Origin of the sequence: Kribbella sp. VKM Ac-2566 (assembly GCF_004366005.1) — a bacterium.
GTDB classification, from domain to species: domain Bacteria; phylum Actinomycetota; class Actinomycetes; order Propionibacteriales; family Kribbellaceae; genus Kribbella; species Kribbella pratensis.
This window is the reverse complement of sequence record NZ_SODT01000012.1, coordinates 123608-148841: the sequence shown is the minus strand read 5'-3', so window position 1 is coordinate 148841 and position 25234 is coordinate 123608. Positions and strand designations below refer to the sequence as shown.

Sequence of the window (25234 nt, the reverse complement as noted above, 5' to 3'; positions counted from 1 at the left end):
CTACCTCATCAGGGCCTTTCGCAGTCTGGCGGGGTCCACGCGCCAGAAGTCGTGTTGCTTCCCGTCCACGAACGTGACCGGGATCTGTTCGCCGTACTGCGTGAACAACCGGTCGTCCTGCGTGATGTCCACCTCGGACCAGTCCGCGCCCACCTCGGCGCAGACCGCACGGATGACCTCCCGCGCGTCGTCGCACAGATGACAGCCGGGCTTCCCGTACATCACCACACGACTTGAGGGACGCTGTGTTGTCTTGGTGCCCTCGCTTCGCTCGGTCACCGGTCCGCCTCCCGGAGCCGGCCCTTCGCGACCTTGCCGGTGACCGAGTGCGGCAGGTTGTCCACCACCTCGATCTCGACCGGGCTCTTGAACCTCGCCAGCCGGCCCTCGGCGTACTCGCGGACCGCGGCGATGTCGACCGATGCGTCCGGCGACGGCACGACGAAGGCCTTGACCGCCTCGCCGGTCTCCTCGGACGGTACGCCGATGACCGCGGCCTCCCGTACGCCGGGAGCGGCGACCAGCACGTCCTCCACCTCGCTCGGGAAGACGTTGAACCCGGACACGATGATCAGCTCCCGCAGCCGGTCGACCAGGAACAGGTCGCCGTCCGCGTCCAGGAACCCGACGTCGCCGGTCCGGTACCAGCCCTCCGCGTCGGGGCCGTCGACGCCGTCCGGCCAGTAGCCGGAGAACAGGTTGCCGCCGCGGATCAGGATCTCGCCGGGGTCGTCGCCCTCGACGTCCTCGCCCTGCTCGTCGGCGATCCGGACCTCGACGTTCGGCAGCGGGCGGCCGACCGAGCCGGGCTTCGGCTCGGCCTCGCCCAGGGTCGTGGTGACGCCCGGGGACGCCTCGGTCAGGCCGTACCCCTGGTGGACATGCAGCCCGGTGGCCCGCTCGAAGCGGTCCGCGAGCGCGCGATCCAGCGTGGACGCGCCGGTCAGCACGACCTTGACGGTCTCGAGCGCCTCTCGCAGATCGGAGCGGGTCAGCAGCGCATTCAGTGCGGGCGGAGCGAGCGGCAGCCGTGTCACGCCGTACCGGCCGACCAGGTCGAGCGTTTCGTCGGGATCGAAGCGCTGCTCGACGACGAGCGCGGCGCCGGTGGCGACCGCCCAGCCGAGGACCGCGTTCAGGCCGAACGCGTGGAACATCGGCAGCACCCCGAGCACCACGTCCTCGGGCCCCATCCGGTCCTCGCCGAGCTCGCTGAGGTTCCGCACATTCGCCGCCAGGGCGCGATGGGTGAGCATCGCGGCGCGCGGATCTCCACTGGTTCCGGACGTGTAGAGCAGGACCGCGAGCGTCTCGGGATCTTTCGACGGCAGTAACGGAGCGTCACCCTGGAGCTCGTCGGGTGCCACCGTGCGGACACCCTCGAACCGGTCCGCGAGCCCCGGTCCGGCGATCGCCAGCCGGGCTCCGGAGTGCGCCGTGACGGCCGCCAACTCGGGTTTGGTGAGCCCGGTGTTCAGCGGTACGGCGACCAGCCCGGCCCGGAGAATGCCCAGGTAGGACGTGACAAACTCGATGCTGTTGGCAACCAGGAGCAGCACCCGGTACCCCGGCACCAGGCCGGCCGCGGCGAGCCCCTGCGCGGTCCGGTCGACGGCCTGGTCGAGCTCGCTCCAGGTCAGCCGCCGATCCCCGTCGACCAGCGCGGGACGCTCGCCGTGCCGTTGCGCTGTGTCACGAAGAATGTCCGCGAAATTCACGTTCACCAGGCGAGTCTGTCACGGCCGGGATCCGCTGCGGGAGCAACCGTCTTTCACAGAACGGTTGCAGCGGAGCGTAACCACCGATATACAGGTGACTTCGCGAGCGCGCTTCTGCTGAACCTCACACTGCAGAAACCCGCCCGCGAGCGGGGACCTTCATGCGCAATGCACTACCCCCGACAGCAGGCTGCTCCGTCCCGCGGACGCAGTCCGCTGGCGCATTCGTGACCCATCGGACCGGACGGAAGGCGGCACGCCCCAGCCTGTTGACAGCACGTATCTGAGCAGTAACGTTCAGTGCTGTCCCAGTCGCTGTGGCCATTCGCGGATGTGTCGAACGACGTGTCAGTTGAACGGGGAGAACACTTGACCACGCCGGAGCCAAGCCCGGACGGGATGAGACGTGCGGAGCTCGTCGATCGCGCCCAGGCCGGGGACGTCGGTGCCTTCGGTGAGCTGTACGACGAGTACTCGCTCACCGTCTATCGCTACATCTACGCACGGGTGTCGTCCTCGGCACTCGCCGAGGACCTGACCAGCGAGACCTTCGTTCGGGCGCTCCGCGCGCTGGACTCGTTCCGTTGGCAGGGCCGGGACTTCGGAGCCTGGCTGGTGACGATCGCCCGGAACCTGATCACCGATCACTACAAGTCGGGCCGGGTCCGGCTCGAGGTGGTCACCGACGAGATCGAGACCCACGACCGGCAGACCGAAGGCCCGGAGATCGACGTGCTGGCCGCGGCCACCGCCGAGGTCCTCCGGGACGCGGTCGCCGGCCTGCCCGACGAGCAGCGCGACTGCTTGACGATGCGGTTCTTCGCCGGTCTGTCGATCGCCGAAACGGCCAAGGCGCTGGAGAAATCCGAAGGCGCCGTGAAGCAACTCCAGCTGAGGGCCGTACGGCACTTGGCGAAGGTTATCCCCAAGGACTTGAGATGAGGCGGATGACAACGAACGTCTTTCGTAACCCGTCAGGGAGTTACCTCGTTTGCCTGGTGAGGACCTGTCGGTGACCCCGACTGGCCATTGAGGAGAACGAGAACTCATGAGTGACCTACACAGGGCTCGAGCGCGCGCGGAGGCATTCGCGCATGCGGTCGATCACGGGCCCCGTCACTCCACGCGACTGGGCGATGACCCCGAGTTACTGGAAGCTGTGGAGCTCGTCGGACGGCTGAGGACCGCCGGCGCAGTTGCCCCGCGACCGGAGTTCAGTGCCGAGCTGCGGCACCGCCTGTTGGAGCAGGCGGCGGCGCGCGCGGCGACCACTGCGACTCCGTTGACGGTGCACACCGCACCAGACGACTCGGACGACCCGCCGGGTAGCGAGGACGTTGGCGCGTCCGTGACAGATATCCGTCGTCGCCAGGGCCGGAGGATCCGGCTCGTGGCCAGCACCGCCGCGCTGGTGCTGCTCGGAGGTGGCATCGGTTCCGCCGCCGCCGCTCAGCAGGCCATGCCCGGCGACACCTTGTACGGAATGAAGCGCAGCATCGAGAACGTGGCGACCAATGTCGGAGTCGGCGACGACTCCCGCGGCCGGCGCGATCTCGAGCACGCGATGACCCGATTGTCCGAAGTCCGGGAGCTGGCGAGCAACGGCGGCTCGGTGGGCACGATCAACGCGACACTGGACGACTTCTCGGCGCAGGCCCGCAAGGGCGTGTCCCGACTGGTCGCGTCGTACCAGCAGGACAACGACGAGAGTTCGATCACCGCGATCACGGCGTTCATCACCAGCGCCCGCCAGGCTTTGGTCGAGCTCGCGCCGAAACTCCCGCCGGAGTCGCTGAAGTCCGGAGTCGAGGCACTGGCCACGATCGAGCAGCTGGCGCAGCACACCTCGGCGGCATGCCCGAAGTGTGCGGCACCGAAGCCGTCGGGCGCGCCGAGCACCGGCACGAACAACCAGCCGAACCGCACCAGCCCCGGCACCGGCTCCGAGTCGAGCAACCCGGCCAAGGCGTCGTCGAGCCCCAAGGCGTCGTCGACGATCCCGACACCGGTCAACTCGATCTCTCAGCAGCCGACCACCGTGCCGACCAAGCTGCCGAACACGACCATCGTGCAGCAGTCCACCGCTCCGCCTCCGACCAGCCTGAAGACACCACCCCGGCCGTCGTCGTCAAACTCGCCGATTGCGACGCCCACCGTGCTGCCTTCAACGCTGCCCCCGGCCACACCGTCCTGGCCATGGCCGTTCCCGACAACACCACTGATCAACCTGCCCGGAATCATCCAAACCCTCTTCCCACCCTGGAAGTAGTCACCGAACCCGAGCACGCCAGCCCCCGGCACAAGCACCACGTGCCGGGGGCTGCGCCGTCCCCCTCCACGGCCCTCTTCCCCGGCGCCCCACCACCTCCCCACCCTGCGCACACACCATCTCCCGCTCCGCGCGCACCATTTCCCCGCCTGCGCGTACCCCCCGGGCGTACTCCGTTTCCCGCCCCGCACCCGGTTGCTCCCGTCGCCAACCGCGCCGACGGATGACATTCGAGGAGACATCCGGCTGTCCTGTCCGATGTGTGGGTGGTGATCAGCCCGATCCGGGGTCCTGCGACAGCCGGTGGTGGGACGGCTCCCGGTATTGCCTGTCCCCAGTGACCAGCGCCTGCCTCCACTCCCCGCCGCCCTTCCCGCCCCGCAAGACCGCCCAGTCATCCGCCCCTGCATCGAGCAGACGACGGGTTATCCCAGTGCCGTTCAGTGAAGGACGTGGTCCGGCCGTCAATCCCGGTGATGGGAAGAAATCGTCGGCATTTGCACATTTGTTTCCCAACAGGAGGCCGTCATGCACTCCGCCTCAGGAGTTGACGGTCGTCGGAGTTGCCGAATCGGCCCGAAGCGGGGAGGCTCGTGTACCGGATCCGGCGGGTAATCCTCCCCGGTCCCGGAGCTCAGGCTGTGATGGGCTTCGTCGACAGCGGGCATCTGATTCCTGCGTTGGCCGGGTTGCACCCTGTTGTGGTGGGATGCTCCCTCGGATTTTCGGTGGGCAACCCTGCAGTTGAGGAGGCAACCTCCGGTTTGAGGCGTGGCCGGGGCTGGCCGGTGTGACCACCGACGGGATTGCCGGCCGGCGCACTCCTTTGAGCTGAACGGCATCGGGGCGGTTATCCCCTCGCGTTGTGGGTTCTCTGCTGATACGCGAGGGGAGAACCCTGCATGCGAGGGGGGTAACCCTGGCTCTTCTGCCGGCGGCGGCCTCGACGGGGCGGGTCCTCCCGCACCCACCCGGTGGAACAGGAGGGAGGCGCGCGGAGCGGGGGCGGCGCGCGAAGCGAGAGATGGTGCGCGCGGGAGAGGCGGTGGCTGGGCGATCAGCCGTGCTCTGGGCGGGGCAGCGGGTGGGGTCAGAAGAAGACGCTGCGGCGTTGCATGAGGAGGGTGTAGAGGGTTTGCTGGATGGTTTCGCGGACCTGGTCGGTGACGTTGAAGACCAGCATCGGGTCGTCGGCGGCGCCGTCGGGGAAGTCGTCGGTGCGGATCGGTTCGCCGAACTCGATCAGCCACTTGGACGGCAGCGGGATCAGGCCGAGCGGCCCGAGCAGCGGGAAGAACGGCGTGACCGGGATGTACGGGACGCCCAGCAGCCGCGCCAACGAGGCGATGTTGCCGACCAGCGGATAGATCTCCTCGGCGCCCACGATCGAGCAAGGAACAATCGGTACGCCGGTCCGCATCGCCGCGCTGACGAACCCGCCGCGCCCGAAGCGCTGCAGCTTGTACCGCTCGGCGAACGGCTTCCCGAGCCCCTTGAAACCCTCCGGCCAGACACCGACCAGGTTCCCCTGCCGGAGCAGCCGCTCGGCGTCGTCGTTGTTCGCCAGCGTCGCACCGCCCTTGCGGGACAGCTCACCCACGAACGGCGTCTGGAAGACCAGGTCCGCGGCCAGCGTGCGCAGCGGTCGGCCGGTGTGATCCGCCACGACCACCTGCGTGACGAGCCCGTCGAGCGGCATCGTGCCGGAGTGGTTCGCGACGATCAAAGCGCTGCCGTCGGACGGGATGTTCTCGATCCCGCGGACCTCGACGCGGAACCACTTCTCCACCATCGGGCGCAGCATCGGCAGCAGCACCTGGTCGGTCAGGTCGGAGTCGTACCCGAACTCGTCGAGCTCGTACTCCCCGGTCAACCGCCGACGCAGGAACGCCAGCCACTCGGCGACCCGCCGCTCCCCGTCCTCCCCGAACAGTCCCCGCACCGCCTGCTCGAGCCCGGCGAAGTCAGAACCAGCAGGCGCCTCGGGCCCATCGACATCCGGTACGGCGCCAACCGGCTCGACCGGCGTCTCGCCGGACGGCCGGTCCGTCGCGGGGCCGCTCTTCGAGGCACGGCTCGCCGTGACATCGGCGTCGGCTCGCTCGTCGCGTTGCGCTCCGGCGCGGCTGTTCTTCTTCCCGCGACCGCCCTGCCCCGCGAGCGCACGAGCCGCGGCCGAGGGCGTCGTACGACGTCCACTCCCCCGGCCCGGTCGGCCGCCGGAACCGATCGGGATCACGTCCGCATCAGCCACGCAGCGCCCCAAGGGGTGTCTGATGGTTCCACGCCGTAGCGAGGAGGTGCTCGGTGCGGTGCATCGGCGTGCGGGGGCGAAGGTCTCGATGCGGAGCATCGTGGCCTTTGCACCCGTGCGGCGAGGTGCCGTGCCGAGTGCCCCGCAGTAGGCGTGGCACCATCAGACACCCCTTAAACCTGCGGTGAGCAAACCGGCCACCCGGGTCATCGCGCCGGTCCCGAGCGATCGGCGGAAGTCGTCGAACGCCTCCGCGGTCGAGTACTTCGGCTCGAACCCGAACTCGGTCCGCATCCGCGTCGTGTCCACTCCCCGCCCGTAGGTCAGGAAGGTGATCTGGTCCGGCGAGAAGTCCGCCAGCCGGGCTCGCCGTACGGCGGCCGCAGTGCTGGACGCGGTGAACGAAGGGAGCCGCAGCGTCGGCCGGCCGAGGCGGCGGATCGCCTGGGACAGCGAGAGCACGCCGTCACCGGCCAGATTGAACGTCCCCGGGAGATCGTTGACGGTCGCGTGGTGGATCGCCTCGACACCGTCGTCCTCGTGCAGGAACTGCAGGCGGGCGTCGTACCCGAACACGGTCGGTACGACGGGCATCGCGAAGTAGCGCGTGATCGGGGAATCGGTCTTCGGGCCGATCCAGTTCGCCATCCGGAGCGTGCTGACGCAGACGTCGGGGCGGCGCCGGGCGAAGCCCCGCACGTAGCCCTCGACCTCGACGGCGTCCTTGCTCAATCCGTGGTGATGGATCGCCCGCGGCGCCATCTCCTCGGTGAACATCGCCGGATCCCGCGGACCCGCGCCGTACACCGTGGTCGACGACTTCACCACCAGCTTGGCCACACCGGGCGCCTTCTGGCAGGCAGCGAGCAGCTGCATGGTGCCGATGACGTTGATCTCCTTCATCGACGACCGGCCACCGGCGCTGCCGGGCGTGGCCACAACGCCGGTGTGGACGACCGTGTCCACGTCCTCGGCGGCGATCACCTTGGCGATCACCGGATTACGAATATCCGCCCGGACGAACCGGACCCGCCCCAGCTCCGCGCGCGGCGGAACCACGTCGACACCGAGAACGGTGCCGATCGATGGGTCGTCAGCCAGTCTGCGGGCACAGCGAGCACCGGCGTCCCTCGAGACGCCGGTCACCATCACTACCTGTGCCACGAGCAACCCCCAGCCGGACCGGGCGCGGCAGACCAGTACTTGCCCCGGCTACTTGCCGAGCTTGCGGCGCTGCACCCGCGTCTTCTTCAGCAGCTTGCGGTGCTTCTTCTTCGCCATACGCTTGCGGCGCTTCTTGATTACGGAACCCACGTCTGACCATCCAAACTCAAAGAGAACGTCGGCAAAGCTTACCCGTAGGTCACTGTCCCGACCTAAAGCAGGCTGCACCAGTAGACTGGGACCTTACCTGGGGAGGCTGGATGCGGGCTCGGTACGACGGTCTTGCGGAGTGGTACGACGAACGCTTCGGGAAGGACGCCGAGCCTCATCAGCCTGGTCTGCTGGACCTCCTCGGGCCTGGATCCGGGCCGTGCCTGGACATCGGCTGCGGCACCGGGCGGAACTTCGAGAGCATCCGCGCCAGCGGGCGCACTGTCGTGGGGCTGGACTACTCCATCGACCAGCTCCGCCGCGCCAGGATGCGTACCGACGGCCCGCTGATGCACGGCGACGCTGCGGCCCTGCCCTTCGCGGACGAGTCGTTCGACACCGCGATCACGCTGTGGACCTCCACCGATGTGGACGACTTCGGTGCGGTCCTCCTGGAGGCGGCGCGAGTACTGCGACCGGGCGGGGTGCTGGTCGTGTACGGCGTGCACCCGTGCTTCAACGGTCCGCACGTCGTGTACGCCGAGGACGGTCGCCGGATCGTCCACCCGACGTACCGGCAATCCGGCTGGCACACCGAGTCGCCCTGGTGGAGCGAGGACGGTATCCGCCGCCGCATCGGCATGAACCATGTCCCGCTGGCGGACTACCTGAACGCCGTGATCAGCAGCGGCTTGGTCGTGGACCGCTTCGAGGAACCCGGCGGCTACGACGTCCCGCACGCGTTCGCCTTCCGGGCCCACCGCCCGGCCTGAGATTGTCGCCGGCGGCTGATGTACTGCCGGCATGGTGACGCTGGTTTCTTGGACTGAGCAGGACTTCCGGCTGCTCGAGCGGTGCAATACGCCGGAGATGACGGCGTACCTCGGTGGTCCGGAGACGCCCGGGAAGCTGCGGGACCGGCATCGGAAGTACGTCGAGAACGCTTCACCGGGCAGATGTTCGTGATCGTCACCGAGGACGGCGAGCGCGCCGGGTTGATCGGCTACTGGGAGCACAGCGAGAGCGACGAGACTGTCTGGGAGACGGGGTGGGCGATTCTGCCGGAGTTCCAGGGGCGTGGACTGGCCACGGCCGCCGTGCGTGAGGTGGCGAAGGTTTCACGCTTCTCGGTGAACGCGACTTCGAATACCCGAAAGGGCACTGGATGCGCTGCAACGACTGGTCTCTCGACCTGATCGGCACTACCGCGCGAGATGTTCCCAGGTGAACAGGGTCAGCTCGCGACCTTTGTCCACGACCTGTTCTGGCGGTAGATCGGTCTGCCGGTAGCCGGCTGCCCGCGCCACCGCGGCGCTTGCTGCATTGTCCGGCTCGATCTCGAGAATCACCCGCGGCAGGCCGGCCGTTTCGTGTGCGTAGGCGGTCAGCACCTTCAGCGCCCGCACCCCGAGACGCTGCCCGCGATGCGCCGGTCCGATCGCGTACCCGAGCGAACCCGTGGCGAGGTTGAGCATGACCTCGCCGAGTGGCTGCACACCGTCCGTAGTGATCGCCAACTGGAGCTTGTCCGTCGCCCTGCGCGCGTTCTCGACGTACTCCGTCGCGACGGCGAGGTCGAAGGGGGACTTCAGCGGTGTCCAGTACGCCACCTCTGGGTCGTCGAACAGCTCGACCATCGCCGGCGCGTCCGCCGGCTCCCAGGCGCGGAGCACCAGTCCGTCGGCGACCACTCGTGCTGTCATGCAGTCAGCATCTCAGGCAGCTTTGCGGACCGCGACCGGCACGACCGGCTTAGGGAGGACGGCGAGGTGGGGAGTGGCGGTCTTCGTGGTGGTGCTCGCGTAGGCGGCGGGGGTGAAGGCGACGGCGGCCAGCCCCAGGGTCGCGATGGTGCCTACGGCAACGGTCTTGACGATTCGGATCGGCATCGGAAGCCTCCTTCAGGTTGGTGATTCCATCCTGATCGCCCGGTCTGCGACGGCCCTGGAAGATTCCTGGGAGGAGGCTGTAAGTCAGAGCGACGCGACCTCAGGCGCCGCATCGGCAATGATCCCGACGGTTTCCGGTGTCCACGGCCCGGAGCGGATCACGATCGCGTGGTCGATCCCCCAAGCTGCTTGCTCTCGGCAACGGTCGATCAGAGCGCTGACGGTGTCGCCGGGATTCAGCCGGGTCGACAACGTCTTTGTGGTGTCGTCGTACGGGCGGCCTGCGTCGTCACAGTGCTTGCGCAGTACGTCGAGCTTGTGGCGGACCGTCGTACCGCCGTCCGGCAGGTCGAACAGATTGCACGCGTCCGCCCGCCGCGCGACGATCCGCAGTGTCTTCTGCTCGCCCGTGCCGCCGATCAGCACCGGTACGTGCCCGGCCGGCCGCGGGCTGCAGATCGGGCCGTCCAGCTGGAAGTGTTTCCCGGCGTATGGCCAACTGTCGCCGGCGAACATGCGATCCGCGATGTCCAGCAGCTCCTCCAACTGCTCGAACCGCTCCTTGGCCGGCCCGAGCGGAATCCCCATCGCCCGCGCTTCGTCCCCCTCCCAGCCGATCCCGACACCGAACCACGCCCGCCCACGCGTGAACGCGTCCAGCGTCGCGATCGCCTTCACCTGGACCGCGGGCGGCCGGAACGGTACCGGGGAAACGAGCATCCCGAGCCGCACGCGACTGGTGATCGCAGCCAGGTACCCCAGCAGGCTGAACCCCTCGAACAGCTCGGCCTGCGGATGACTGGTCGGATCAGCCTGGAACAGATGGTCCGGCACCCAGATCGTGTCGATCCCACCCTGGTCGGCGAGCTCCACGACCCGTCGCAGCCCGTCCACGCCGTCGCTCCAAGCGTGGTCCGTCACCGTGATACTGAGTTTCATTCGGCCGCTCCCGCAGAGTCTTGCGTCTTGTTCCCGACCGACCGGTGACCAAACGCCGGGTACCTTGGCCGGATGGAGTACGTGGTGTTTCTCGCTGGCCTCGCCGTGGTGCTCGCGGGGCTGACCTGGTTCGCCTCGTGGGCGAAGCGCCACGGGCGCGGGTCCGGGGTGGCGGGCGCGCTCGCGGCGCACGACGAGGCGTACCGGACCACGGCACACCAGTCGCACCACGAGCTGCGGCTGCAGGCCGAGCGGAAGTCCGAGAGCGGTTCTCCCGACGACCTTTAAGCCAGGTAGTCGGCAATCGGGCCGAGGGTGAGCAAGCCGCTTCCGGCTGCGTGTTCGTCGGCCGCCGGTGCCAGCGCGGCTTGTGCCTTCGCCAACAGCTCGGGGTCTTGGGTGCTGTGGGCGGTCAGGGCCCAGTACACCTCCAACAGCAAGCCGGGCGGCGGATCCGGCGCTCCGTACACCCACGGAGCGTGCGGGCCGTAGTCGGCAGTCGGGATCGGTTCGCCATGGCGTACGGCGTGTGCGGCCAACGCCAGCGGGAGGAGACCGGCGCTCAGGCCGGGCATGCCCGCGTCGTCGAGCAGGGCGGCCGCGGCGCGGTACGACTCGGGGGTGTCGTCGCGGAGGGCGGCGTACCAGCGGGTGAAGACGGCGACGAGCGGGAGTTCGTGCCGGGCGGCCAACGCGTCGGCGGCCCCGGCGTGGTCGTCGGCAGTGGTGTGGTCGGCTCTTGCGCAGGCGGATTGCAGCCTGATCAGGTGGCCGAGAACCTCGTACGTAAAGAGGTTGTGGCGCTGTGAGAGGGTGATGAGTTCGGCGCCGATCGCGTCTCGTTGTGGGGCGAGGCCGGCGCGGTGGCAGGTCTGCATGAAGACGCCGTTCAACGTGAACGCCAGCAGCGCGGGGTCGTCGAGGCCACGGGCGAGTTGCTCGGCCTCGAGCGCCGCCTCCCGTGCTCGCGGCGAACGGGAGCCTCGGGACTCGAGCGCGATCGTGGCCAGCAGTCGTGCGCGGATGCTGGCGTGATCCTGGGTCGGCAGTGCGCGTTCGGCGGCGGCCACGATGGCCGCTGCCTGCGCTTCGTCGTCGGAGCGGGTCCAGATCGCTGGTACGTCGTATGCACCGATCACGCGGGCGGTGAGGTCGGGGTCGCCGAGCTCCTCGGCCGCGGCGATCGCTGCGAGCCGGTGTCGACGGGCTGCCTCCAGTCCGCCGCCACCGGTGACCGCGAGGTTGCGGAGCAGCCCGACGGTCGATTCGATCCGAGCACGCGTCCCGCCGACGGCGCGGTCATACGCAGCGGCCGCCTCGGCCCACACACTCCCGACCTGCGTCAGGTGCACGCCCGAGCTGCCCTCCCCGGACAGCCTGACCCGCCCAGCCTGGTTGCCCCGCCCAGGCTGGGTGAGATGGGCGGCCTCGGTGTGCTCGGCGGCCTCGGTGAGATGGGCGGCCTGGGTGAGATGGGCTGGCGGAGTGCGCTGGGCTGGCGGAGTTAGGTGTGCGGCGTGGTTGAGGATGTCGGTCTCTAGGCGGGTGAGCGTGGGGCCGGGGTCGATGCCGAGTTGGCCGACCAGGGTTTCCCGGGCGCGACGCAGTACGGCGAGGGCGTCGCCTTGCCGTTCGCTCCGGTACAAGGCGAGGGCCAGCAAGCGCCAGGCGTCCTCGCGCCACGGGTGCTCGATGACGTGTGCGTCGAGGTCCGGCACGGCCTCCGCTGCGAGGCCCAACTCCAGGCGCGCTTCCGCGATCTGCTCCACCGCGTGCAGCCGCAACTCGGTCAGTCGCGCCCGCTCGGCCAGCGCCCACGGTTCGTCCACGAACTCGGCGTACGCCGGCCCGCGCCACAACCCCAACCCGGCCAGAAGCTCGTGCAACCGCTCCTCCGGCGACACGAACCCGCCGCTCGCACCCGCCGCTCCAACGGCCGACCCGCCACGCGGGGCGGACGCTCGCACGCCTGACTCGCCGCTCGAACCCGCCGCTCGTACGGCTGGCCCGTCGCTCGGGGTGGAGGGGCGTAGGGCGTTCTCGAAGTGCCAGGCGTCGACGTTTGTTGTTTTCAGGGCGTAGCCAGGGCCTGAGGTGACCAGGAGCCGGGGTGGTTCGCGCGGGGCGCGCTCCGGCTCGATCGCTCGACGCAGCGCGGCCACGAACGTCCGCACCGCACTCAACGCGCCCGCCGGCGGATCGACCCACAAATCGTCGACCAGCACCTGCGCAGGCACGACCCGCCCCCTCGCCACGATCAGCCGCGCCAGCACGGCCCGATGCCGCGGCCCTCGCAAATCAACCGGCGCCCCCTTCAGGTCGATCGGCTCCCCGACCTGATGCTGCGCCCGCTTCAGGTCGGCTGGCTCGCCTTCTCGATGCCGCGCCGACCTCAGGTCGGCTGGCTCGCTCTCCCAGGCGACCACCGGTCCCAGTACGCCGAACTCCACTCGGTCACGGTAGCGCTCATCCGATGCTCATCCGGATCGGTCAGGCTGGGCGACATGGAGATTGAAGGCTTTGACTACCGGCGGGTGCCGGGTACGGATGGTGTGGTGCTGAATGTTGCTGTCGGCGGCTCGGGCACTCCGGTGGTGTTGTTGCACGGGTTTCCGCAGACGCATCTGATGTGGCGGCGGGTTGCGGCTGAGTTGGCCGTGGATCACACCGTGATCTGTCCGGATCTCCGGGGCTACGGCGCGAGCGACAAGCCGGCCGAGGGGTATTCGAAACGGAGCATGGCTGCGGACGTTGTCGCGGTGGCGGCTGCGGTGGGGCATTCGCAGTTCACGTTGGTCGGGCACGATCGGGGTGCGTTGGTCGCGTTCCGTGCTGGGCTCGATCACCCGGACGTGGTCACGCACCTGATGTGCCTGGACGTCTTGCCGACGCTTGACATGTGGGACGTGATGCACGGGACCACCGCAGCCGTCGGATTCCACTTGTATCTGATGGCGCAGCCCGCCGGCCTACCTGAGCGGATGATCGCCGCCAGCTCGGACGAGTTCTTCGGGTACTTCCTCGACCTGTGGACGAACGATCCCGCGGCGATCCCCTCCGACGTCCGCGCGGCGTACCTGGAGGCCTGCCGGCACGCGGTGCCGTCGATCGTCGCGGACTATCGCGCCTCGGCGACCGTCGACGTCACCCACGACGAGGAGGATCTTGCCCAGGGCAACAAGCTGCGGATGCCGGTGACGGTGATCCAGCAGGACTGGGGCGCCGCGCTCGGCTTCGACGCCGCGGCGCGCTGGAAGACCTGGGCCCCCGATCTACATCATCAAACCACCACCTCCGGACACTTCATGGCAGAGCAGAAGCCAGCCGAAATCACCACAGCCATCCGCAAGCTCCTCAGCCGTTAGACAGCTGCGGGCAGGCGGTCAGCTCTCAGCCGCTAGAAAGATGCCGGCAACTCTTCGGCCGCTAGGCGGCTCCGGTGAGGTAGGCGGTCGACTCGGCGAGGTCGGCGAGGGCCGCCGGGAGCAACGGGCTCACGAGTCGACCGTCGCGTTTGACCACCGCGCCTCCGACCAGGACCGTGTCCACGTTCCCCGGATGTGCGGCGGTCACCACGGTCGCGACGGGGTCGTGCAGACCGCCGACCAGGTTGACGTCCGTACTGCGGAGCAGCACGACGTCGGCCTTGCTGCCGACGGCGAGCGATCCCACGTCGGGCAACCCGAGCGCTCGAGCTCCGCCGTACGTCGCCAGCTGCAGCACCTCCGCGGCCGTGAATGCCTGGTAGCCAAGGGAAAGCACCTCGTGCATCGCCCGGAACATGTCGCCGCCGGCCGTGGTCACGACATCGATCCCGAGGCTGAAGGGAATCCCGGCCTCGCGGAGCCGACCGGACAACGGAGAGCCCATCTCCATCCGTGACTCGACCGTCGGCGTGACCGAAACGGCCGCGCCGGTTTCGGCGATCACCTTCAGCTCGGAGTCGGGCAGGTTGTTGCCGTGCACGTACAACGTGTTCGGCCGCGCGAGCCCGGCATCCCGCAACCGCGTGATCGGGTCGGGGGCCTGCGCCGTGCTGCTGACGTGGACGACCACCGGCACCCCGAGCGAGTCGGCCAGCTCCCAGTCCTCGCGGACCGTCTCGAACGGCGCGTACGCCTGCCCGATCGCCGCGACCGCCATCTCGAGCCGCTCGGACCGGCGCGCCATGATCCGGCGCATCTCCCCGGCATCGACCGCGCCACCACCGAGCGGTGAGGGACCGTACCCGAAGACGGCCCGGATCCCGCTGTGTTCCAACGCGTCCAGCGCCGCGTCGGCCTGCTCCGGGGAACGTTGGACGTGGGAGTAGTCCTGGACCGTGGTGATGCCCGCGTCCAAGCACTCCAGCGCGCCGACAAGGTTGCCGGCCGCGACATCTGCCGCGCGAAACCTCGACCCGTAGCCGCCCAGCACCCGCTCGAAGTACACCCCGAGACCCGCGTCGAGGGTGATCCCGCGTAACGCGGTCTGCCACAGGTGCCGATGCGTGTCGACGAACCCGGGCAGCACGATCCGCTCCCCCGCGTCGATCACCTCGGCGTCCGCGGTCAGCCCGGCCCCGACGGCCGCGATCCGCCCGTCCTCGATCAGTACGTCGGTGTCGCGCCGTACGACGACCTCCGGGAAGGTGTCGATCACCGTCCCGCCCTTGAGCAACAGCCTCACGTCGATCTCCCTCAGTAGAAAGCTTTGAAGAAAGCTATCATCAAAGGCAGATAGGCTGTCAACCGTGACCGACGACCCTGTGGACCGGCTGATCTCGTCCTGGGAGCAGGAGCTGCCCGAGGTGCTGTATCCGACCAGCGAGCTGACGAAGCGGATCATGCTGCTGGCCGGCGAGCTGAACGCTGCGACGCGGCGGGTGCTGCGCGACCTGGAGCTGACCATGGCCGAGTTCGACGTACTCGTCTCGCTGCGCCGGTCCGGTGCGCCGTACCGCCAGAAGCCGTCGGACCTGGTCCGGAGCCTGCTGCTGTCGTCGGGCGGGACCAGCAACGTGACGAATCAGCTGGTCCGCCGCGGCCTGGCCGTCCGCGAATCGGATCCGGACGACGGGCGCGGGACGCAGATCCGCCTGACTCCGGAGGGCATCAGCCTGGCGGAGCAGGCCGTGAAGGCGAGCTCGGCCGCGCACCACGAGCTGTGGGCCGGCGTGCCGGACGAGACCGTCGCACAAGCAGCGAAGGCGCTCAGGGCGCTGAACAGGCCTGGGACATGACGAAGGGGCCGGTCCTGATCGGATCCGGCCCCTCCGGCTTCTCGTGGTTATCCGGCCTGGAAGAAGGCGCCCTTGAGGTAGTCGTGCACGGCGTCCTCCGACACCCGGAACGAACGACCCACCCGCACCGCGGGCAGCTCACCGGAATGCACCAAGCGGTACACCGTCATCTTGGACACGCGCATGGCCGTGGCGACTTCCGCCACGGTCAGGAACTTCACCTCGGCGAGCGGCTGCTCACCACCGGACTTCTTTGATGCCATTGCGCACCGCACTTCCAGCACGGATCGTGCGCCGGCTTCCCCTCCGGCACCTCCGTCCGTGCATGGCACGAGCGTAGTGGCTGTTGGTACGAATGGGAAAGAGGGGGACTCGTGGGACTCAGTAGGTCGGGTCAAGGCCTAACAAAGGAAAGCTGGCGTCGCGGGTGGCCTTGATGGCGCGGTCGAGCCAGGTGTCGGGGTTGTAGCCGCTCGACCAGTCGACGTACGACGCGTCGCGGCCGTCCGTCATGCGCACCGGCGCGACCCGGCCGAACCGCAGCTGGACCTCCTCACGCCAGGCCTCCGGCACCAGCGTGGCGGGGTCGATCGGGTGGCCGGCCACGATCGCCAGTAGATGCGTCCAGGCCCGCGGTACGACGTCGATGATCGCGTACCCGCCGCCGCCGGTGGCGACCCATTTCCCGTCGGCCACCTCGTGCGCGAGTTGATGCAAGGCCAGGTACGCCGCTCGCTGCCCGTCGATCGTCTTCGTCAAGTGCGCCAGCGGATCCTCGACGTGCGAGTCGCACCCGTGCTGCGTGACCAGGACGCTCGGACGGAACGCCTTCACGACATCGGGGACGACCGCGTGGAACGCCCGCAGCCAGCCCGCATCCCCGGTCCCGGGCGGGAGAGCGACGTTGACCGACGTCCCCTCGGCGCCCGGTCCGCCCGTCTCGCCGGCGCTCCCGGTGCCCGGGAACAGCGTGGTCGGCGACTCGTGGAGGCTGACGGTGAGGACGCGCGGGTCGTTGTAGAAGACGGTCTGTACGCCGTCCCCGTGGTGAACGTCCACGTCGACGTACGCGACCCGCTCGGCGCCGTGGTCGAGAAGCCACTGGATCGCGATCGCCGGATCGTTGTAGACACAGAAGCCACTCGCTTGGTTGGGCATTGCGTGGTGCAGGCCACCGGCGACGTTCGCGGCGTGCAGTACGTCGCCCTCCCAGACCGATCGGGCCGCCTCGACCGAGGCGCCGGCGATCCGCGCGGAGACCCCGTGCATGTTCGGGAAGCAGTACGTGTCCGACGTACCGAGTCCGTGCGCGGGATCGGCGTCGTCGGGGTTCTCGCCCGCGTGCTTGACCGCTGCGACGTACTCCGCGGTGTGCACGGTCTCGAGCAGCGCATCGTCGGCGGTCGGGGCAGGCACGACCTTGAGCTGGTCGAGGACGCCGAACTCCCGGGCGAGCTTGATGGTCAGCTCCACCCGAATCGGACTCATCGGGTGCCCACGGCCGAAGTCGTACGCCGTCAACCCGTCGTCGAAGACCAGCAACGCCTCACCACTCATGCCCTTGACCTTAACCTTCAGGACTCCGGTAGGGGTTTCCCGAAGCGGGTGCTCATCCGGTAAGCGCCTCGCCGGGCATGGAAGACGGTCATCCCGACGACTCCCAGGGAGCCCGCGATCAGGGCCGCGCGGGGGTGATCGCCGACCTGCGCCAGGGCGAGGAGGGCACCGGCGATCGCGAACGCCGCCAGGCCGCCGACCGCGTTGTTGATGGCCGAGTTGCCGGTCAGGTTCGGGTACTCGCGGGCGGTGATGCCGCTGACGAAGTGCGGGATGCCGTTGGTGCCCATCAGGCCGGCCAGGAAGGCCAGCACGATCGTCCGGATCATCGATACTCCTCATTCGGTCTACATGTGTTGACTGAAAGGTAGACCGGCATCCGGCGTTGGGTCAACATGCGTAGACTGAGGGCCGTGGCGACCAGGGTGGAACAGCGGCGGCGGACGGAGACCCGGATCCTGACCGCGGCCCGGCAACTGTTCGGTGAGCAGGGCTTCGACCGGACCACGATCCGCGCGATCGCGACCCGCGCCGGCAGCGATCCCGGGCTGGTGATGCGGTACTTCGGCTCGAAGGAGAAGCTGTTCGCGCAGGCGGCCGCGATCCCCGCGGACGGTCCGATCGACGGCTCACCGGAGCAGATCGCGGAACAACTCATCGCCGCTCTGACCGAGAAACTCGCCGACGAGCCGACGGCGGCACTCGCCGCACTGCGCGCGATGTTCACCCATCCGGAAGCGGCTGAAGAGGTTCGGGCCGCGATGGCGGCGCAGCAGCGGCAGGTTGCGGCGCAGTTGTCCGGGGACGACGCGTTGGTGCGATCCGGCGTGATCGGCGCGTTGACGCTCGGGCTGGTGATCTCGCGGCACCTGGTGCGGCTGGACGGCCTGGACGCGTCGCCGGCGGAGCTGATGGCAGTCGCCGGGCCGCTGATCGAGGAGCTGACGACCGGCTCGACGGAACCTGGGCACAACTAAACGGGCGGCGCGACACCCCTCCCCGGTCGCGCCGGCCCGTCAGTGGACCAACAGTCGATTCATCGGCGGCGGACTGCAAAGCGTTACAGAATTTGCAGCGACTGACGGAAAATCCGCAATTTCTGGCCCGATTGTGCCGCCGGCCGACTGCGGACAGTGAGATTCGGACTTGCGAGTACGGGCGCCGGCGGCCACAGTTCTCCGGTGAGGCAAATGAAACCCAACCGGCGGCAGATCTTCACGGCAGGAGCCGCCGCTGCGGCTGCCGCCACGGTCGCCGCCTCAACTGAAACCGCATCCGCCACCGCCTCGGCCGATTCCACGGAGTTCGCGGTGACGACGTCGTCGTCCACCGGACCGTACGGCTCCGGCGTGCTCGGCTCCTGGGCCGGCGCCCAACGCGCGATCTCCACGCCGGCGCAGATCCAGCACACCAAGGACGTCAACGGCGTCTTCATGTTCGGCGACAGCATCTCCGTGCAGGACGGCAAAGCGCTGGCAATCAGGCTCCAGGGCCGGGACGGCAGTCCGCTGGCCGTGCACAACTGGTCCAGCCGGCCCACGTCCGGCGCGGTCGACGCGCTGCAGCAGTGGGCGTCGACGTACGGCCTGCCGCGGCGGATCCTGATGGCGAGCGGGTCCAACGACATCTTCGACCCGCCGAAATTCGCGGCCCAGGTCGCACGGGCGATCAGCATCGTCGGCCCGAACCGGACGCTGTACTGGGTCAACATCCAGGTCGTCCGCAAGAGCGTGACCTCGACCGTGCAGCTCGCCGACCAGCGCAACAGCTCGTGGCTCAACATGCAGCTGTACGACCAGCAGGAGAAGTACCCGAACCTGCGGATCATCCGCTGGGCCGAATGGCTCTGGGTCAAGCCGTACCGGCTGCTCAACTACCTGCGCGACGGCGTACACCCGACGGTGCCGCTGGGCCAGGACGCCCGCAACGAGCTGATCGTCCAGTCGCTGACGCAGCGATGAGCTATCCTCGGAGCGTGAACACGAACTTGCAGCTGTGGTGGGCCGCCTAGGGCGGTCCACCCGGCGTGTTCGCACGCATCCACGAGGCCGTCTCGCCGAGGCGGCCTTTTTTATGTCCTCGGTGGGGCTCCACACACCGAAAGGGCACGATCATGACCTCGCTTTCCGGCATCACCCCGTCCGGCCGTCTGACGCTGGGAAACCACCTCGGCGCGCTGCGCCGGTTCACCGACCCGGACGGGTTCTACTTCGTCGCGAACCTGCACGCGATGACGACCCGGCACGATCCCCGAAGACTCGCCACGCTGACCCGCGAGTTCGCGACGCTGATGCTCGCGGCAGGTGTCCCCGAGGGCACGGTCTTCATCCAGTCCGACGTACCCACGCACGCCCAGCTCGCGTACCTGCTGGAGTGCACGTCGTACGTCGGTGAGCTGTCACGGATGATCCAGTACAAGGAGAAGGGCAACGGGCGCCCGATGACGCGGGCCTCGCTGTTCACGTACCCGTGCCTGATGGCCGCGGACATCCTGCTGTACGGCGCGGAACGGGTCCCGGTCGGCGGCGACCAGGACCAGCACGTCGAGCTGGCCCGGGACATCGCGATCCGGTTCAACCGCGAGTACGGCGACACGTTCGTCGTACCGCAGCTCAACAAGGCGGCGCTGGCGACGCGGGTGAAAGACCTGCAGAACCCGACCGCGAAGATGAGCAAGTCAGACGCCGACGACGCGATCGGGACGATCCGGCTGCTCGACCCGCCGGACGTGATCCGCCGCCAGATCATGCGCGCCGTGACGGATTCGGACAACGAGGTCCGGCACGACGAGGCGAACAAGCCGGGCATCACCAACCTGCTGGAGATCCTCGCAGCGTGCACCGAGGGCGACCCGGTCGAGCTCGCGAAGGCCTATGCGTCGTACGGCGCGCTGAAGCAGGACGTCGCGGACGCGGTCCTGGCCGTCATCGAGCCGCTGCAGAAGGAGTACGCGCGACTCACGACCGACCCGGGAGCGATCGAGAACCTGCTCGCCCAAGGGCGCGACCGGGCGCTCGAGGCGAGCACTCCCCGGCTCCAGGCGGCGACCCGTGCCATGGGTTTGGCAGGATCTACTCCATGAAGATCCGCGCCGCCACGTTCAACATCCGCAACTCCTCCGCACCCGACGGCGACAACGCCTGGCCGGTACGGCGGAAGGCGGCGGTGGCGGCGATCGAACAGCTGAACGCGGACGTGGTCGGGCTGCAGGAAGTGCTGCCCGACCAGCTCGAGTACCTGCGCTGGCGGTTCCCGAAGTACGAGATCGTCGGCGCCGGCCGGGACGACGGCATGAACGCGGGTGAGCACGCGACCGTCCTGGTCCGGCCCGGCGACTGGCGGGTCGAGCGGCAGGAGACGCGCTGGCTGTCCGACGACCCGGGGACGCCGGGATCGATCGGGTGGGACGCCGACCTGACCCGGGTCGCGACCCTGGTCTGGCTGCGGCATCGCAACGGTACGACGGTCGGCGTCGTCAACGCGCACTACGACCACGCGGGCGAGGTCGCGCAACTGCAGTCGTCGCGGCTGATCGCGCGCTGGATCAGCGGATCGATCCCGTGGATCGTGATGGGCGACCTGAACTCGACCCCGGACTCTCCCCCGGTGAAGACGCTGATGGATTCCGGTCTGCGGATCGCCGTACCGATCGAGGCCGGCGGCAGTTGGCACGACTTCACCGGCGCCGTCGACGACGACCGCATCGACCACATCCTCGTCACCTCGACGTGGACCGTGACCGACGCGGCCGTCTCGCACTACCGCCCGGACGGGCGGCTGCCCAGCGACCACTGGCCGGTGGTCGCGACCCTAGATCTTGGCTAGAACCTCTTCGCGCAACCGTTCCAAGGCCTCGAAGCGCCGGTTGCCGTCGCCGAGGAACGCATCCGGCACCAGCAGCTCGTCGATCCCGGCTGCCGGGTACTGCGCGACCACGTCGAGCACCTCCTGCGCCGACCCCATGATCACGTGCGCACCCCGGCTCTCCAGGCGCTCCTTGCGTTCGATCGCCTCGGTGTCGCCCGGTACGACGACCTCCAGGAACGTCTGCGCGGAACGCCGTACCGTCAACGGATCGCGCCCCACGCGCTCGCAGTGCCTCGCGAAGACCTCGCCCTTCTGCACGGCCAGCTCCGGACGTCCCCAGTGGTTCCACTCGTCGGCGTACTTCGCGACGATGCCGAGGGCAACCTTTTCGCCCGCGGCGCCGATCAGGATCGGCAGACTGGCCGGCTTCGGTTCACAGGGCGCGTCGGTGAGCTGGTAGTACTTGCCGTCGAACGTCGTCCGCTCCTGGGTGAGCAGGCCCTTGATCACCTGGCAGGCCTCCTCGAAACGCTTCAGGCGCGGGCCGATCGGCGGCAGTTCGATGCCGTACGCCTCGTGCTCGTTGACCTGCCAGCCGGCGCCGATTCCCAGCACGAACCGGCCGTTCGCCATCTGGTCGATCGTCGCGGCAGCGTTCGCGACCACGGCAGGATGCCGGTACGTGTTCCCGAGCACCATCGAGCCGACCCGAACCCGCTGGGTGCGCGCGACGACTCCCGCGATCAGCGCCAGTACCTCGTTGACCGGGACGCTCAGATCGTCCCCGTTCTGCATGAAATGGTCAGCGATCCACACGCCGTGCCATCCGGTCCGCTCGGCGTACTCAGCACCTTCGAGCACACCCTGCCAGGTCCGTGACGCCGCCGGCCACAAAGAAAAGTCCATGACCCGACCCTACGTTCGTCGTCCGGAGGACGAGGTGGGGGTTACGGGGATTCTTGGGCGGCGAGGACTGCCTCGCCGTTCTGCTCTGCCCACTCTGTGAGCATGCGGATGGGGCCCATCAGGGTGCGGCCGAGGTCGGTCAGGGCGTATTCGACGCGGGGTGGGACGCCGCCGTGGTCGGTCCGTGTGACCAGGCCGTTCGCCTGCAGCCGGCGGAGTGTCTGGGTGAGGACCTTCTTCGAGATCCCGCCGATCAGCTCGATCAGCTCCGAGTGCCGGCGGGCGTGGTCGTTGAGACCCCACAGGACGACGACGGCCCACTTGTCCGCGATCACCTCGACCGCGAGACGGGCCGGGCAGTCGGCCAGAAAGACGTCGCCAGGTTCAACACCATGCACAGCGCTCAGGGTACTCAGAGGTTCCCACGGCGCTGTCTAGCGTCTGCTCCATGAACCTTCCCGAGAGCACTCATCGGCTCTTCGACGAGCCCAAGGACGTCACGATCATCACGATCGACCCGGACGGGTCGCCGCAGGCATCGCTCGTGTGGGCCGAGCGCGACGGCGACGACCTCCTGATCGGCCTCCAGGCGCCGCACCGCAAGACCCGCAACCTGTTCCGTGATCCGCGAGTGACGCTGCTGGTCCAGGACGACCAGGTGAGCTCGCGCGGCGTCACGCAGTACCTGACGATCCGCGGTACGGCGAAACTCGAAGGGCCGGGGATTCCGCGCGAGTACAAGGCGTTGATGGACCGCGAGACGCAGCGTTACCTCGGGCTGTCGGAATTCCCCTTCGGCGAAGGGATCTGGGACACCGGCGTGATCGCCAGGGTAACCGTCGACCGGATCGCGGGCGAAGGGCCGTGGGTCAGATGACTCAGATGACTATGTGCCAGCGGAGCAGGAAAGCGCCGATGGACAGGACGACGTAGAGCAGGACGAGGAGGGTGCCGATGCCGGGGCGTGGGCGGTGGCGCTGGACCTTGACCTCGAACGACTGCTCGCGCAGCACCTCCATCACGGCGGCGACCTCGGCGGTGCGGTCCGTGGGGATGCCGTTGATCTCGTGCTCGTCCGGGCCGCGGGTGAGTACGACGTTGTCGTCGCCGACCTCGATCTTGCCGACGTCCTGCCAGGCGAGGCTGCGGATCAGCATGCTGGTGCGGGCCTTCAGGCCGCTGGGGAACAGCTCGACGCGGTACAGCACGACGCCGCCGGCGACGCGGACGACCGACGCTCCGATGATCGTCAGCAGACCGACCGCGAGCATGTCGCGGGCACCCATCCACAGCCACGAGTTCAGCGCCGGTACGACGACGAACGGCAGCACGAACAAGGCCCAGGCCCACCACGGCGCCGGGTCCAGCGGCACGCGCCACGGCAGCGGCGGCACCGCGCGTTCCTGAAGCTGCGCAGGCCGATCCTCATGCTGCGCAGGCGTCGTCGCCGGCTCGACCGAACCATTACCCATGGGCGGACTCATATCCCTCGAACATGGCAGGAAACCTCGGCGCCCAACCATAACGCCACCCACGCGACAGGTGTTATTCGGCCGCCAGGTCGCCGCGATCGGTTGCGGCGAGTGTTATTCGGCAGCCAGGTCGCGCGAGCGGTTGCGGGCGGCCTCGATCGCGGACAGGAACGCGGCGCGGACCTTGTGGTCCTCGAGTTCGCGGACCGCGGCAGCCGTCGTACCGCCCGGGGACGTCACGCGCTCCCGCAGTACCGTCGGGTGCTCGCCGGTCTCGCGCAGCAGCTTCGCGGATCCGACCACGGTCTGTACGACGAGTTCGGTCGCCGTACCGCGCGGCAGGCCCATGTGGACGCCGGCCTCGATCATCGCCTCGACGACGAAGAACAGGTACGCCGGACCGGAGCCGGAGATCGCGGTCACCGCGTCCTGCTGCTTCTCCGGGACCCGGATCACGCGACCGGTCGCGGCGAGGAGGCTCTCGGCCAGCTCGAGGTGGCTCTCGTCGCAGTGCGCACCGCGAGAGATCGCCGCCATGCCCTCGTCGACCAGGGCGGGCGTGTTCGGCATGACGCGTACGACGGCAACCCCTTCAGGCAGCCGCGACTCGACGAAGCTCGTGGTGATACCGGCCGCGAGCGAGACAACGGTCTGCGACGGCTGCACCGCCGGGGCGATCTCGGCGAGCAGATCGCCCATGTCCTGCGGCTTCACGACCAGGACGAGCGTGTCCGCCTGCTTCGCCGCCTCCACATTGGACACGACGTCGACGCCGTACCGCTCACGCAGCTCGGCGGCACGTTCCTCCCGGCGCTCGGTGATCAGGAGGTCCTCCGGTCGCCGTCCGGCCCTGATCAGCCCGGACAGCAACGTCTCCCCCATCACTCCGGCCCCGAGAACGGCCACCTTGTTACTCATGACCCAAGGTTAGCCGGGTCGGCTCTTTCTACTTCTTGCTGATCAAGGAGCGGGCGAAGAACTGCAGGTTGGCGGGGCGCTCGGCGAGGCGTCGTACCAGGTAGCCGTACCAGTCCTCGCCGTACGGGATGTAGATGCGGACCGTGTGGCCCAGGCCGGCCAGGCGGAGCTGCTCCTCGGGGCGGATGCCGAACAGCATCTGGTACTCGTAGCTGCCCGGTTTGCGGTTCGCGCGGTCGGCCAGCGCACCCGCGATCGAGATCAGCCGCGGGTCGTGCGACGCGATCATCGGGTAGCCGTCGCCGTTCATCAGGACCTTCATGGCGCGGACGTAGCCCTTGTCGACCTGGCGCTTCTCCTGGAACGCGACCGACTCGGGCTCCTTGTAGGCGCCCTTGCACAGGCGGACGCGGGAGCCCGCGTACGCGAGGTCGCGGCAGTCGGACTCGGTACGACGGAGGTAGGCCTGCAGGACCGCACCCGTCTCAGGGAAGTCCTGGCGCAGCTCGCGCAGGATCCCCAGGGTGGAGTCGGTCGTGGTGTGGTCCTCCATGTCGAGTGTCACCGTCGTACCGGCGTTGCGGGCGGCGAGGCAGATGGTCCGCGCGTTCTCCAGTGCGATCTTCTCGCCGTCGCCCGAGAGCGCCTGGCCGACGGCGGACAGCTTCACCGAGACCTCGGCGTGCTTCGTCAGGCCGGCGGCGGAGAGCTTCCGCAGCAGGTCGAGGTACGCGTTGGCGGTCGCGGACGCCGCGGCCCGGTCGGTGACGTTCTCACCGAGGTGGTCGAGGGTGACGTTCAGCCCGTTGCTGACCAGCTTCTCGGTGGCCAGGACCGCCTCCGGAGCGGTCTCACCGGCGACGAACCGCGCGACGATGCCGCTGGACACCGGCAGTGACGACACAGCCTTCTTGATCTGGGAGCTGCGGGACACGCCCAGCAGGATTCGCCGAAGCACTCCGTGTTCCTC

The 25234-nt window shown here is 68.7% G+C and carries 30 protein-coding genes; 12 read left to right on the top strand and 18 right to left on the bottom strand.

Going from position 1 to position 25234, the window contains the following annotated elements; genetic code table 11:
• Together EV647_RS27785 and EV647_RS27780 are read right to left on the bottom strand one after the other, a co-directional pair.
• Positions 1–279, bottom strand: coding sequence for a glutaredoxin family protein (locus EV647_RS27785; protein WP_311136388.1), 279 nt, complete (start codon positions 277–279; stop codon positions 1–3).
• Entirely contained in the window at positions 276–1724 is a 1449-nt protein-coding gene (locus tag EV647_RS27780) for a class I adenylate-forming enzyme family protein (protein ID WP_134007910.1), read from the bottom strand. Before EV647_RS27780 ends, EV647_RS27785 begins: the two co-directional genes overlap by 4 nt.
• A gap of 393 nt (positions 1725–2117) precedes the next feature.
• Here EV647_RS27780 and EV647_RS27775 point away from each other — a divergent pair, with 393 nt between their 5' ends.
• Together EV647_RS27775 and EV647_RS27770 are read left to right on the top strand one after the other, a co-directional pair.
• Positions 2118–2660: a sigma-70 family RNA polymerase sigma factor gene (locus tag EV647_RS27775; RefSeq protein WP_130384882.1), complete on the top strand. Its 543-nt coding sequence runs from the start codon at positions 2118–2120 to the stop codon at positions 2658–2660.
• A 217-nt stretch (positions 2661–2877) separates the two neighbouring features.
• A complete protein-coding gene (locus EV647_RS27770) occupies positions 2878–3987 on the top strand; it encodes a DUF5667 domain-containing protein (RefSeq protein WP_238177427.1) in 1110 nt (369 codons plus the stop codon).
• Between the two features lie 1090 nt (positions 3988–5077).
• Here the strand turns inward: EV647_RS27770 and EV647_RS27765 are convergent.
• The 3 genes from EV647_RS27765 to EV647_RS27755 form a co-directional block, all read right to left on the bottom strand.
• Entirely contained in the window at positions 5078–6241 is a 1164-nt protein-coding gene (locus EV647_RS27765; protein WP_134007906.1) for a lysophospholipid acyltransferase family protein, read from the bottom strand.
• Between the two features lie 162 nt (positions 6242–6403).
• The gene (locus EV647_RS27760) at positions 6404–7390 is read right to left on the bottom strand and encodes an NAD-dependent epimerase/dehydratase family protein (protein WP_134009094.1); all 987 of its coding nucleotides are present in this window, start codon (positions 7388–7390) and stop codon (positions 6404–6406) included.
• Positions 7391–7453: 63 nt separating this feature from the next.
• On the bottom strand, positions 7454–7555 hold the full coding sequence (locus tag EV647_RS27755) for a 30S ribosomal protein bS22 (RefSeq protein WP_008356322.1): 102 nt from the start codon (positions 7553–7555) through the stop codon (positions 7454–7456).
• A gap of 110 nt (positions 7556–7665) precedes the next feature.
• On the opposite strand from EV647_RS27755, the gene EV647_RS27750 reads away from it, so the two are divergent.
• The gene (locus EV647_RS27750) at positions 7666–8328 is read left to right on the top strand and encodes a class I SAM-dependent methyltransferase (RefSeq protein ID WP_134007904.1); all 663 of its coding nucleotides are present in this window, start codon (positions 7666–7668) and stop codon (positions 8326–8328) included.
• 81 nt (positions 8329–8409) lie between these two features.
• Positions 8410–8751 carry a GNAT family N-acetyltransferase gene (locus EV647_RS27745; RefSeq protein WP_202876340.1) on the top strand — a complete coding sequence of 114 codons (342 nt, stop codon included), beginning with the start codon at positions 8410–8412 and terminating at the stop codon, positions 8749–8751.
• A gap of 6 nt (positions 8752–8757) precedes the next feature.
• Here the strand turns inward: EV647_RS27745 and EV647_RS27740 are convergent, their stop codons facing one another.
• From EV647_RS27740 to EV647_RS27730, 3 genes are all read right to left on the bottom strand, one after another.
• On the bottom strand, positions 8758–9258 hold the full coding sequence (locus EV647_RS27740) for a GNAT family N-acetyltransferase (protein WP_134007903.1): 501 nt from the start codon (positions 9256–9258) through the stop codon (positions 8758–8760).
• A 12-nt stretch (positions 9259–9270) separates the two neighbouring features.
• Positions 9271–9444 carry a hypothetical protein gene (locus tag EV647_RS42185; RefSeq protein ID WP_166680057.1) on the bottom strand — a complete coding sequence of 58 codons (174 nt, stop codon included), beginning with the start codon at positions 9442–9444 and terminating at the stop codon, positions 9271–9273.
• An 84-nt stretch (positions 9445–9528) separates the two neighbouring features.
• A complete protein-coding gene (locus tag EV647_RS27730) occupies positions 9529–10383 on the bottom strand; it encodes an LLM class flavin-dependent oxidoreductase (protein WP_134007901.1) in 855 nt (284 codons plus the stop codon).
• A 72-nt stretch (positions 10384–10455) separates the two neighbouring features.
• Between EV647_RS27730 and EV647_RS27725 the strand changes: the two genes are divergently transcribed.
• The gene (locus EV647_RS27725; protein WP_134007899.1) at positions 10456–10671 is read left to right on the top strand and encodes a hypothetical protein; all 216 of its coding nucleotides are present in this window, start codon (positions 10456–10458) and stop codon (positions 10669–10671) included.
• On the opposite strand, the gene EV647_RS27720 is transcribed toward EV647_RS27725, so the two are convergent.
• A complete protein-coding gene (locus tag EV647_RS27720; RefSeq protein ID WP_238177424.1) occupies positions 10668–12833 on the bottom strand; it encodes a BTAD domain-containing putative transcriptional regulator in 2166 nt (721 codons plus the stop codon). The genes EV647_RS27725 and EV647_RS27720 overlap by 4 nt on opposite strands.
• Positions 12834–12887: 54 nt before the next feature.
• Here EV647_RS27720 and EV647_RS27715 point away from each other — a divergent pair, with 54 nt between their 5' ends.
• The gene (locus tag EV647_RS27715) at positions 12888–13748 is read left to right on the top strand and encodes an alpha/beta fold hydrolase (protein WP_134007897.1); all 861 of its coding nucleotides are present in this window, start codon (positions 12888–12890) and stop codon (positions 13746–13748) included.
• Positions 13749–13809: 61 nt separating this feature from the next.
• On the opposite strand, the gene EV647_RS27710 is transcribed toward EV647_RS27715, so the two are convergent.
• Positions 13810–15051 carry an amidohydrolase family protein gene (locus tag EV647_RS27710; protein ID WP_238177423.1) on the bottom strand — a complete coding sequence of 414 codons (1242 nt, stop codon included), beginning with the start codon at positions 15049–15051 and terminating at the stop codon, positions 13810–13812.
• 64 nt (positions 15052–15115) lie between these two features.
• Between EV647_RS27710 and EV647_RS27705 the strand changes: the two genes are divergently transcribed.
• Positions 15116–15604 (top strand): MarR family winged helix-turn-helix transcriptional regulator, encoded by a 489-nt coding sequence (locus EV647_RS27705; RefSeq protein ID WP_134007895.1) that lies wholly within the window; start codon positions 15116–15118, stop codon positions 15602–15604.
• A gap of 47 nt (positions 15605–15651) precedes the next feature.
• On the opposite strand, the gene EV647_RS27700 is transcribed toward EV647_RS27705, so the two are convergent.
• The 3 genes from EV647_RS27700 to EV647_RS27690 all read right to left on the bottom strand — a co-directional run bounded on the left by EV647_RS27700 (position 15652) and on the right by EV647_RS27690 (position 17490).
• Positions 15652–15867, bottom strand: a complete 216-nt coding sequence (locus EV647_RS27700; RefSeq protein WP_012923942.1) for a helix-turn-helix domain-containing protein — start codon at positions 15865–15867, stop codon at positions 15652–15654.
• A gap of 118 nt (positions 15868–15985) precedes the next feature.
• Entirely contained in the window at positions 15986–17161 is a 1176-nt protein-coding gene (locus EV647_RS27695; RefSeq protein ID WP_134007893.1) for an acetoin utilization protein AcuC, read from the bottom strand.
• A gap of 17 nt (positions 17162–17178) precedes the next feature.
• Positions 17179–17490, bottom strand: coding sequence for a hypothetical protein (locus EV647_RS27690; protein WP_134007891.1), 312 nt, complete (start codon positions 17488–17490; stop codon positions 17179–17181).
• 84 nt (positions 17491–17574) lie between these two features.
• Here EV647_RS27690 and EV647_RS27685 point away from each other — a divergent pair, with 84 nt between their 5' ends.
• The 4 genes from EV647_RS27685 to EV647_RS27670 all read left to right on the top strand — a co-directional run bounded on the left by EV647_RS27685 (position 17575) and on the right by EV647_RS27670 (position 20986).
• Positions 17575–18138 (top strand): TetR/AcrR family transcriptional regulator, encoded by a 564-nt coding sequence (locus EV647_RS27685; RefSeq protein ID WP_202876339.1) that lies wholly within the window; start codon positions 17575–17577, stop codon positions 18136–18138.
• Positions 18139–18351: 213 nt separating this feature from the next.
• Positions 18352–19122: a hypothetical protein gene (locus tag EV647_RS27680; RefSeq protein ID WP_134007887.1), complete on the top strand. Its 771-nt coding sequence runs from the start codon at positions 18352–18354 to the stop codon at positions 19120–19122.
• 152 nt (positions 19123–19274) lie between these two features.
• On the top strand, positions 19275–20243 hold the full coding sequence (gene trpS, locus EV647_RS27675; protein WP_134007885.1) for a tryptophan--tRNA ligase: 969 nt from the start codon (positions 19275–19277) through the stop codon (positions 20241–20243).
• Positions 20240–20986: an endonuclease/exonuclease/phosphatase family protein gene (locus EV647_RS27670; RefSeq protein WP_134007883.1), complete on the top strand. Its 747-nt coding sequence runs from the start codon at positions 20240–20242 to the stop codon at positions 20984–20986. Before trpS ends, EV647_RS27670 begins: the two co-directional genes overlap by 4 nt.
• On the opposite strand, the gene EV647_RS27665 is transcribed toward EV647_RS27670, so the two are convergent.
• Together EV647_RS27665 and EV647_RS27660 are read right to left on the bottom strand one after the other, a co-directional pair.
• Positions 20972–21874 carry an LLM class flavin-dependent oxidoreductase gene (locus tag EV647_RS27665; RefSeq protein WP_134007881.1) on the bottom strand — a complete coding sequence of 301 codons (903 nt, stop codon included), beginning with the start codon at positions 21872–21874 and terminating at the stop codon, positions 20972–20974. The two genes, EV647_RS27670 and EV647_RS27665, sit on opposite strands and share 15 nt — an antisense overlap.
• Before the next feature lie 41 nt (positions 21875–21915).
• Positions 21916–22272, bottom strand: coding sequence for a helix-turn-helix domain-containing protein (locus EV647_RS27660; RefSeq protein WP_133789668.1), 357 nt, complete (start codon positions 22270–22272; stop codon positions 21916–21918).
• 50 nt (positions 22273–22322) lie between these two features.
• On the opposite strand from EV647_RS27660, the gene EV647_RS27655 reads away from it, so the two are divergent.
• On the top strand, positions 22323–22751 hold the full coding sequence (locus tag EV647_RS27655; protein WP_134007879.1) for a TIGR03618 family F420-dependent PPOX class oxidoreductase: 429 nt from the start codon (positions 22323–22325) through the stop codon (positions 22749–22751).
• A gap of 1 nt (position 22752) precedes the next feature.
• Here EV647_RS27655 and EV647_RS27650 read toward each other — a convergent pair whose 3' ends face one another.
• The 3 genes from EV647_RS27650 to EV647_RS27640 form a co-directional block, all read right to left on the bottom strand.
• Complete coding sequence (locus EV647_RS27650) at positions 22753–23346, bottom strand: hypothetical protein (RefSeq protein WP_238177422.1); 594 nt, start codon at positions 23344–23346, stop codon at positions 22753–22755.
• Positions 23347–23460: 114 nt separating this feature from the next.
• The gene (gene proC / locus EV647_RS27645) at positions 23461–24264 is read right to left on the bottom strand and encodes a pyrroline-5-carboxylate reductase (protein WP_134007875.1); all 804 of its coding nucleotides are present in this window, start codon (positions 24262–24264) and stop codon (positions 23461–23463) included.
• A gap of 28 nt (positions 24265–24292) precedes the next feature.
• On the bottom strand, positions 24293–25222 hold the full coding sequence (locus tag EV647_RS27640; RefSeq protein ID WP_134007873.1) for a proline dehydrogenase family protein: 930 nt from the start codon (positions 25220–25222) through the stop codon (positions 24293–24295).
• Positions 25223–25234: the final 12 nt, after the last annotated feature.